The sequence below is a fragment of the Streptomyces sp. G45 genome, assembly GCF_049542095.1.
Lineage (GTDB): Bacteria > Actinomycetota > Actinomycetes > Streptomycetales > Streptomycetaceae > Streptomyces.
The window spans coordinates 601594-609559 of the sequence record NZ_JBMUZU010000001.1 but is presented as its reverse complement, the minus strand read 5'-3'; the positions used below and the strand labels follow the sequence as shown (position 1 = coordinate 609559).

Here is a 7966-nt window from a genome sequence, read left to right as displayed (position 1 = left end):
GAGTTCGAGGAGTACGCCCATGACGCCGACCCTGCGCACCGAACGGCTGGAGTTCAGGCCCTACCGACCCGAGGACGAGGACGCCTTCGTCTCCCTCCTGAGCGATGAGGAGGTGTGCCGCTGGATGGGCCAGGAGCGGGTGCCCGAAGCCGACATCCGCACCCTGTTCCGCGCGCTGCACACCGAGGTCTACCCGAAGGAGATGTTCGACGTGTGGGGCCTGTGGCACGAGGGCGGATACATCGGCCACGCGGAGGTGAAGAAGACCGGCAACGTCGACGGCTACGAGATCATCGCCGCGCTCATCCCGGCGTACTGGGGGCGGGGCTTCGGCGCCGAGACCGTCGGCGGCCTGCTCCGCCACGCCGCCGACCACCTGGGGCTGAAGGAGGTCTACGGCATGGTCGGCTCCGGGAACGCGGCCAGCCTGAAGCTGGCGGAGCGGCTGGGCTTCCGGCACGTGAAGGACGTGGTGGGCGACGACGGCACGGTGACGAAGATGTACGTGGCCTCCACCACCGGCGCGGCCTGAGGCCCCCGGCCGGTTGGCGCGGCGCCGGGACGCGGTGCGGCCCGGCACCCGGGCCGACCGCTGAGGGTCGGCGCGGGCACCGGGCCGGGAGCCGCGTGGGGGACCGGACGCCGAGGTCAGGCGACGTCGAACCGGTCCAGGTCCATCACCTTGCTCCACGCCGCGACGAAGTCCCGCACGAACTTCTCACCGGCGTCGTCGCTCGCGTAGACCTCGGCGAGCGCCCGCAGTTCGGAGTTGGAGCCGAAGACCAGGTCGGCGCGCGTGCCGGTCCACTTGACCGCGCCGCTGGCGTCCCGGGCCTCGAACGCGTCCTGCGCCTCGGACGTGGACTTCCACTGCGTGTCCAGGTCGAGCAGGTTGACGAAGAAGTCGTTCGTCAGCACGCCCGGCCTGTCGGTGAGCACGCCGTGCCTGGACTGGCCGTGGTTGGCGCCCAGGACGCGCAGGCCGCCGACGAGGACGGTCATCTCGGGCGCGCTCAGCGTGAGCAGGTTCGCCTTGTCGATCAGCAGGTACTCGGCGGGCAGGCGGTTGCCCTTGCCGACGTAGTTGCGGAAGCCGTCGTAGGTCGGCTCCAGGGCGGCGAAGGACTCGACGTCCGTCTGGTCCTGGGCGGCGTCCACGCGGCCCGGGGTGAACGGCACCTGAATGTCGTGACCGGCGTCCTTGGCGGCCTTCTCGACCGCCGCGCCGCCCGCGAGCACGATCAGGTCGGCCAGCGAGACCTGCCTGCCGCCCGCGGAGTTGAAGGACTCCTGGACGCCCTCCAGGGTGCGCAGCACCTGCGCCAGCTCGTCCGGGTTGTTGACCTCCCAGTTGCGCTGCGGCTCCAGGCGGATGCGGGCGCCGTTGGCGCCGCCGCGCTTGTCGCTGCCGCGGAAGGAGGAGGCCGAGGCCCACGCGGTGGACACGAGCTGCGAGACGGTGAGGCCCGAGGCGAGGACCCGCTCCTTGAGGGCGGCGATGTCCGCGTCGTCGATGACCTCGCCGGTGCGCTCGGGCAGCGGGTCCTGCCAGATGAGCACCTCGGAGGGGACCTCCGGGCCCAGGTAGCGCACGACCGGGCCCATGTCGCGGTGCGTCAGCTTGTACCACGCGCGGGCGAAGGCGTCGGCGAACTGGTCCGGGTTCTCGTAGAACCGCCGGGAGATCGGCTCGTAGATCGGGTCGAAGCGCAGTGAGAGGTCCGTGGTGAGCATCGTCGGACGGCGCTTCTTCGTGGGGTCGAAGGCGTCCGGGATGATCTCCGGGGCGTCCTTGGCCACCCACTGGTGGGCGCCCGCGGGGCTCTTGGTCAGCTCGTACTCGTACTCGAAGAGGTTCTTGAAGAACAAGTTGCTCCACTGGGTGGGCGTCTCGGTCCAGGTGACCTCCAGGCCCGAGGTGATGGCGTCCTTGCCCACGCCCGTGTTGTACGTGCTCTTCCAGCCGAGGCCCAGCTGCTCCATGGGGGCGGCCTCGGGGTCGTTGCCCACGTGGTCCGCGGGGCCCGCGCCGTGGGTCTTGCCGAAGGTGTGGCCACCGGCGATGAGGGCGACGGTCTCCTCGTCGTTCATCGCCATGCGGCGGAAGGTCTCGCGGATGTCGCGGGCCGCGGCGATCGGGTCCGGGTTGCCGTTGGGGCCCTCGGGGTTGACGTAGATGAGGCCCATCTGGACGGCGCCGAGCGGGTTCTCCAGCTCGCGGTCGCCGGTGTAGCGCTCGTCGTCGAGCCAGGTGGTCTCCGGGCCCCAGTAGACGTCCTCCTCCGGCTCCCAGACGTCCTCGCGGCCACCGGCGAAGCCGAAGGTCTTGAAGCCCATCGTCTCCAGGGCCACGTTGCCCGTGAGGACCATGAGGTCGGCCCAGGAGATGCTCTTGCCGTACTTCTTCTTGACCGGCCAGAGCAGGCGGCGGGCCTTGTCCAGGCTGGCGTTGTCCGGCCAGCTGTTGAGCGGGGCGAAGCGCTGCTGGCCCGCGCCCGCGCCGCCGCGGCCGTCGCTGATGCGGTACGTACCGGCGCTGTGCCAGGCCATGCGGATCATCAGCGGGCCGTAGTTGCCGAAGTCGGCGGGCCACCAGTCCTGCGAGGTGGTCAGGACCTCGGCGATGTCCCGCTTCACGGCGGGCAGGTCGAGGGCGTTGAACGCGGCGGCGTAGTCGAAGTCCTCGCCCATCGGGTTCGCCACGGCGGGGTTCTTCGCGAGGATCTTCAGGTTGAGCCGCTCGGGCCACCACTGGCGGTTGCCGCCGCCCTGCGTGGGGTGCGGGGCGCGGGCGTGCGCGACGGGGCAGCCGCCCTCGCCGTCCGCCTTGGGGTCGGTCACGATGGCATCGGGGTTCTCAGCCATGGGAATCCTTTCGGCCTTGCCGGATCGTGGTGCTCGGGAACTGAGGGTGGTGGAACACGCGGAGCGCTGGCCCGGTGAACGGCCGTGGCTTCGTCGATCGACGGACGGTGCGGTCGTGACATCGGTGATGCCGCCGGTGCCGCTGATGCCGCTGGTGTGCTGGACGTCTACGACGCCTGCGACGGGTGCGCGCGAACGGCGCGGACCACTCCGCGGGGGCGGCGCTCGCGTCCCGCCCGGGTGTGCGCACGGTGGGCGACACGTCCGGTCTGAGGAGATATGCGGCCTGCGCGACAGCGCACCTCGAAGGCAATCGGCTCGACGCTCCCTTGGTCATCGTCGGCAACCGATCCTACGATGGACGGAGTCCAGGTCAAGAAGCTCACCGGATCCATATTTCATCGGAACCCGTACAGCTACCGTAAAGTCCGTGAACTGCCGAGCCTGAATAGGTGAACCGACTATGAGCGACCTGCTGGAGCGACTGCGAGGGCGGGGCTGGCGGGTGACGTCCCAGCGGCGTGTCGTCGCCGAGGTCCTCGACGGCGACCACGTGCACCTCACGGCCGACGAGGTGCACGCCCGCGCGGCGCGGCGGCTGCCCGAGATCTCCCGCGCGACCGTGTACAACACGCTGGGCGAGATGGTCTCCCTCGGGGAGGTCATGGAGGTCTCCACCGACGGCCGCGCCAAGCGCTACGACCCGAACGCCCACCGCCCGCACCAGCACCTGGTCTGCTCCCGCTGCGGCACCATCCGCGACGTGCACCCCACGGGCGACCCGCTGGCCGACCTGCCCCCGGAGCAGCGCTTCGGCTTCACGGTGTCGGACGCGGAGGTCACCTACCGGGGGCTGTGCCCGTCCTGCGCCTAGCGCTCGGCCGGACGCGCGGCGCCGCGCCTGCGTCGGGCCGCGTGTCCGTGACCCGGTGCGCCGTCACCGTGACGCGGCCTCGTCCAGCTCGGAGCGCCAGCGGCCCTGCGCCCGGTCGTAGTGCAGGGGCCCCAGCCGGTACTGGGTGAGGTCCACGGCCAGCAACTGGCGGTAGCCCTCGTCGGGCAGGTCGTGGTCCAGCACGACGCGCAGACCGGTCGCCGGGTCCTGGAGGACCACGGGAGGCGGCGGCGCGGCCGCCGGAGCGGGACGGCGAAACCCCCGTAGCGCCTCGCTGAGCCGACGGTAGCCGTCCTCACCGGCCTTGTCGCCGAGCGTCCTGAGGAACGCGTGCAGCGGCAGGGCGATCAGGACGAGCCAGCTCAGCGGCTCGATCACGCGGCGCGGGGGCAGCACCCGGACGCTCACGGCGAGGCCGAGCGCGGTGAGGGCGCCGCTGAGGTCCCGCTCCTGCTCGGGAGCGACGCGGGAGTCGAGGAGGACGTCGGCGTGCGGGGCGCGGGAGGGCTCAGAGGTCGGCATCGGCGGTGTCTCCGTCCAGGCGCCAGAGGTGTACGGTCCGGTCGCTGCACCCGGTGGCGAGGCGGCGGCCGTCCGGGCTGAACGCCACGCTCCGCGCACCACCGAACTGTTCCAGGTCGAACAGCTCGGTACCGGTGTCGGCGTCGCACACGCGCACGGAGCGGTCCGTGCTGGCGGTGGCCACCCAGCGGCCGTCCGGGCTGAACGCCGCGTCGACCGTGATGCTCTTGTGCGCGATGGCGTACAGCTCCGCGCCGCTGTCGGCATCCCACACGTGCGCGGCGTCGTTCCACTGCGCCGTGACCAGGCGGCCGCCGTCGGGGCTGAACGCCACGCTGAACACGATGCCGCTGTGGGGGAGTTCGAGCAGCCGGGCACCGTTGGCGGCGTCCCACACGCGGGCGGTCTTGTCCCCGCTGGAGGTGGCGAGGCGGCGCCCGTCGGGGCTGAACGCCACGCCGATCACCAGGGATCCGTGGGTGACCTTGAGGATCTCGGCGCCGGTGGCGAGGTCCCAGACGCGCGCGGCGGCGTCCTCGCACGAGGTGGCGAGGTGGCGGCCGTCGGGGCTGAAGTCCACGCCCCGCACGGTCTTGGGGTGGGCGAGTTCCAGGACCTGGGACCCGGTGGCGCTGTCCCAGATCCGCGCCGTCCTGTCGCCGCTGGCCGTGGCGAGCCGGAGGCCGTCGGGAGAGAAGGCCGCGTCCCACACGGAGGCGATCATCCCGCCGTGGGAGAGGCGCACCTGCTCGTCCCCGGCGGGGGTGGTGATCACCGCGACCTTGAAGTCGCAGGCGAGCGCGAGAAGCGAGCCGTCGGGGCTGAAGGAGACGGCGTTCAGGGCGTGGGGCGCGTTGAAGGAGGTGACGCGGACCGGCTCCGCGAGGACCGGCGCGGCCCGCTCGGCCTCCCGCCGCACCCGGGCCAGGAGCCGCTCCGCGTCGCGGTAGTCGGGCCGGACGTCCCGCACCGCGGTGAGGCGCTCCAGCGCCTGCCGCCAGCGCCCGGCGTCGACGTGGTCGAGGGCCTCGCGGTAGTCCCGGGCCAGGGCCCGCTCGCGCTCCGCGGCCTCCAGGGCCTGCCGGGCGGTGCTCACCAGGGACTCCAGCTCGGGGTCGGGCGGCGGGTCGTCGTCGCGGGTCTGCTCGTTCAGCCGGACGGCCGCCGCCAGGACGGCCTCCCACTGCCGGGTGCGGTGCAGCGTGGTGATCTCGTCGCGCAGCCGGGCGCGGACGTGCTCGTGGCGGGCGCGCTCCAGCAGGTCCCGCGCGTCGCGGTGGGCGGGCTCGGTGGCCACGACCGCCTGGAGGTGCTCGATGGCCTCCGCCCAGTCCTGGGCCTCCAGGGCCTTGGTGGCGGCCGCGTACAGCGCGGCGAGGCGCTGCCCGCGCCGCGCCTGGACGAGCTTGGCCTCGCTGTCGCGGAAGTCCCGGTCGTGCGCGATGACCGTGCGGAACGCCTCGACGGCCGCGTCCCACCGGTCGGTGTAGAGGGCGCCGAGGCCGTCGGCGTACAGCTCGTCCAGGTCGGCGCGGGCCTCGGGCGGGCGGGCCTCGGGCGGGCGGGCCTCTTCGGGGGCGGGCGGCGGGGACTCGTCCTCCGATCCCGGCGCGCACGGCGGGGGCTTCGGCGGCTCCTCGGCCGCGCGGGCCAGGTCGAAGAGGTGCCCGTCCCCGTCCAGCGAGCGCAGGTACAGCACCGGTGTGCCCCACTCCAGGGTGTGCGGCCGGGAGATCGCCATCGCCTGGCGGGCCTCCATGACGGCCACGTCGATCGGCAGCTCCCGGGCCAGGGCCTCGTAGAAGGTGCGGGCGCACTCCAGGGCGGCGTCGTCGCTCACCTCGTACTGCATGGCGAGCACGGCGGGCAGGCCCTTGCGCATCAGCGCGCCCGCCACGCTGGAGAACGGGTTGAGGCCGTCCGCGCGGCCGCTCTCGCAGGAGTTGAGCACCGCGAGCCGCAGCGACGGATGGCCGGTCAGGAGCATCGCCAGGTCCCCCGCGCCCAGCAGGTGCGTGCCGCCCCGCTCCCCGGCGAGCGCCAGGGTGCCCTCCCGGGCGCGGGTGTCGAAGCCCCCGTGCCCGACGAAGTGCAGGACGTGCCAGCCGCCCTGGCCCGGCCGCCGCCCGTCCCTGCGGACCGCGTCCCGCAGGTCCCGCCAGGTCTGGCCGGTCACCCAGCCCAGCTCCACGCGGCCCTCGGCGATCAGGTCGGCCAACGCGTCGTGCAGGCGCCGCTGTTCGGCGCGTGTCGCCAGCGGTTCCAGGTCGTCGGGGCGGGCCACCATGCCGAGGATCCGCAGCGGCGGCACCACGCGCAGCGCGGCCACCGGGCGGGCCACCTGCGGATGGCGCACCAGCGGGACCTCCAGGCCCAGATAGGCGTCCTCCCCGGTGTCGTACATGAACTCCCAGGGCAGCCGCGCCAGTTCGGGCGGCCGCACGCGCAGCACCAGACGCACCTGGCCGCCCCGCTGGGCGGCGCGGTTGCGGGCGGCGAGCAGCATCGCCGTGCCGGTGCCGCCGAGCAGCGCGTCGAACAGCATCCGCCCCAGGTCCCGGACCGGCGCCTCCTCGCCGACCACCGCGCGGCGCACCCGGGCCGAGGAGGCGAGCACCGCGTCGGGCACCCGCGCGGCCAGCGACTCCACCTCCCGCGCCGACGGCAGCCGCAGCACCCCGGCGGCCTCCTCGCCCCCGGCCGTACGGAACACCGTCGGGTAGCCCTCCTCGCCGCGGAGCCCGATCTCTACCTGGAAATCGACGTCCACCACAATCCCCCCGTACCCGTGTGCCCAGCCAGTGTGGCCCCACGGCCGCGCCCCGGGCCATGGGCCGGTCGGCTCGAACACGGCCCGAACAGCGTCATCACCGCCGCGAGGGCGGCCCCGCGACGCGGCGGACGGGGCGGGCCACTCCCACACGGGTGCCGCCGCACGCTCTAGGCTCGCCGGATGGCCAAGTACTTCGACGTGCACCCGGACAACCCCCAGCGCCGCGTCATCGGCAACGTGGTGGACCGCCTCCGCTCCGGCGACCTCATCGCCTACCCCACGGACTCCTGCTTCGCCCTGGGCTGCCAGGTCGGCAACCGGGACGGCATCGCCCGCATCCGGTCCATCCGACGGCTCGACGAGCGCCACCACTTCACCCTCGTCTGCCGGGACTTCGCCCAGCTCGGCCAGCTCGTGTACGTCGACAACGACGTGTTCCGCGCGATCAAGGCCGCGACCCCCGGCAGCTACACCTTCATCCTGCCCGCGACGAAGGAGGTGCCGAGGCAACTCCTCCACCCGCGCAAGAAGACCGTGGGCGTCCGCATCCCCGACCACGTCGTCACCCAGGCCCTGCTCGCCGAGCTGGGGGAGCCGATGCTCTCCAGCACGCTGCTGCTGCCCGACGAGGACGAGCCCCTGACGCAGGGCTGGGAGATCAAGGAGCGCCTCGACCACGTGGTGGACGCCGTGGTCGACTCCGGTGACTGCGGCACCGAGCCGACGACGGTCGTCGACTTCTCGGGCGGGGGCCCGGAGGTCGTGCGCAGGGGAGCGGGCGACCCCACGCCCTTCGAGTAGCCCCGGCAGTCCCGCCCGGACGCGGGGGCGGCGGCGCGGGGGGCGGCGGGGCGCCCGGTGAACCTTCGGTGAACACACGCCCGTCGCGCGGATCGCTCGTTCTTTCGGTC

Annotated in this window: 6 protein-coding genes; 3 read left to right on the top strand and 3 right to left on the bottom strand. The window is 73.2% G+C overall.

What is annotated here, in order from left to right; genetic code table 11:
- Positions 1 to 19: 19 nt before the first annotated feature.
- Entirely contained in the window at positions 20 to 532 is a 513-nt protein-coding gene (locus tag ACOBQU_RS02615) for a GNAT family N-acetyltransferase (RefSeq protein WP_423624223.1), read from the top strand.
- Positions 533 to 648: 116 nt separating this feature from the next.
- On the opposite strand, the gene katG is transcribed toward ACOBQU_RS02615, so the two are convergent.
- A complete protein-coding gene (gene katG / locus ACOBQU_RS02610; RefSeq protein WP_423624221.1) occupies positions 649 to 2865 on the bottom strand; it encodes a catalase/peroxidase HPI in 2217 nt (738 codons plus the stop codon).
- A gap of 463 nt (positions 2866 to 3328) precedes the next feature.
- Between katG and ACOBQU_RS02605 the strand changes: the two genes are divergently transcribed.
- Positions 3329 to 3739 carry a Fur family transcriptional regulator gene (locus ACOBQU_RS02605; protein WP_423624219.1) on the top strand — a complete coding sequence of 137 codons (411 nt, stop codon included), beginning with the start codon at positions 3329 to 3331 and terminating at the stop codon, positions 3737 to 3739.
- Between the two features lie 63 nt (positions 3740 to 3802).
- Here ACOBQU_RS02605 and ACOBQU_RS02600 read toward each other — a convergent pair whose 3' ends face one another.
- Together ACOBQU_RS02600 and ACOBQU_RS02595 are read right to left on the bottom strand one after the other, a co-directional pair.
- The gene (locus ACOBQU_RS02600; RefSeq protein WP_423624217.1) at positions 3803 to 4282 is read right to left on the bottom strand and encodes a hypothetical protein; all 480 of its coding nucleotides are present in this window, start codon (positions 4280 to 4282) and stop codon (positions 3803 to 3805) included.
- Positions 4269 to 7055: a CHAT domain-containing protein gene (locus tag ACOBQU_RS02595; RefSeq protein WP_423624215.1), complete on the bottom strand. Its 2787-nt coding sequence runs from the start codon at positions 7053 to 7055 to the stop codon at positions 4269 to 4271. The genes ACOBQU_RS02600 and ACOBQU_RS02595 overlap by 14 nt, the downstream gene beginning before the upstream one ends.
- A 180-nt stretch (positions 7056 to 7235) precedes the next feature.
- Between ACOBQU_RS02595 and ACOBQU_RS02590 the strand changes: the two genes are divergently transcribed.
- Positions 7236 to 7856, top strand: a complete 621-nt coding sequence (locus ACOBQU_RS02590) for an L-threonylcarbamoyladenylate synthase (RefSeq protein ID WP_423624213.1) — start codon at positions 7236 to 7238, stop codon at positions 7854 to 7856.
- Positions 7857 to 7966: the final 110 nt, after the last annotated feature.